At 75.3% G+C, this 1199-nt stretch carries 1 protein-coding gene and 1 pseudogene; one reads left to right on the top strand and one right to left on the bottom strand.

Annotation, left to right across the window (positions count from 1 at the left end; genetic code table 11):
* Positions 1 to 750 (top strand): helix-turn-helix domain-containing protein (locus tag A4V12_RS18585; RefSeq protein ID WP_079137129.1); only part of this gene is annotated, 750 nt, incomplete at its 5' end.
* Between the two features lie 16 nt (positions 751 to 766).
* Here A4V12_RS18585 and A4V12_RS18580 read toward each other — a convergent pair.
* Positions 767 to 1199: pseudogene (locus tag A4V12_RS18580) on the bottom strand (cytochrome P450); the annotation flags it as partial.

Genomic DNA, 1199 nt, shown 5'->3' with positions numbered 1-1199 from the left:
GGAGCCCCGCTGGAACTCGCCTCCGAACGGGAGCGGTGCGGCACGGGCAACGGATGGGACGCGGTGCTGCTGGGACTCCAGACCGGCCCGGTGATCAGCCGCGTCGGCGGGACGGGCCACGGCGTACAGGTGGAGCTGACACCACTGGGTGCCTACGCACTCCTCGGCCTGCCGCTCCGTCACCTCACCGACAGCATGGTCCACCCGGTGGACGTGCTGGGACGTCACTGGGGCGCCGCCCTGACCGAGCGACTCGCGCGCGCCTCCGGCTGGCGGGCCCGCTGGGCCGTACTCGACGAAGCCCTGTCCACCCGGCTCGCAGGCAGCCGCTGCTGGCCCTCACCCGTGGTGACCCGGGCGTGGGCCCTGTTGCGGGCCAGCCACGGCACGCTGCCGGTCGGACGGCTGGCCGAGGCGACCGGACGGAGCCGGCGCCGCCTGGAAGTCCTGTTCGCGGAGCAGGTCGGCCTCGCTCCCAAGAGCGCCGCCCGTGTCCTCCGCTTCCAGAGGGCTCTGACGAAGCTGCTGGAACCCGGCGCGACCGGGGCCGGGACCGCCGCCGCCTGCGGCTACCACGACCAGGCCCATCTCGCCCGCGACTTCCGCGTCCTGGCGGGCACGACCGCGACCGGCCTCCGGACCCTTGCCACCCACGACACCCGCCACCCCCACGGCGCCGACCACGTGCCCGGCGCCGATGACACCGGTCTTCTCGCTCACCCGCTCACCTCGGTCCTGGCCCCACCGTGATGCTCAGGACCGGTTGTCACGACGTCCGCCCGCGGCCCGCCCGGCGGCTCGCGCGCACCGGCAACCGGGCGTAGGCGGGGATCAGAACCCCCCGTGCCGGACGCCGACCGGATATCACCAGACCGGGGAAGCCTCGCAGGGCGCCGACGACCGCGCGGATCTCCGCCATGGCCAGCGGCCCCAGACAGAAATGCGGACCCGCCCCGAACCACAGCCGGCGCAGACCGGCGGTCTCGGCCGGATCGCGGTCCGGCGCGAACGGGCCGTACGCTCCGGTGCACAGCAGCGTGGCGATCACCACCCGCTCCCCGGCCTCCACCCGTACGCCTCCGATCCGCCCGGCGCGGGCCGCGCTGCGCAGCATGACCGGGGTCGGCGACGTCACCCGCAGCGCCTCCTCCACCACCGCGTCGGTGATCCCACCGGGCCCCCGGCCCGTGTCATGGGCC

Source organism: Streptomyces noursei, from assembly GCF_001646665.1.
Lineage (GTDB): Bacteria > Actinomycetota > Actinomycetes > Streptomycetales > Streptomycetaceae > Streptomyces > Streptomyces lavendulocolor.
Note: the sequence above shows the minus strand (reverse complement) of the source record. Positions and strands in the feature narration are given on the sequence as shown.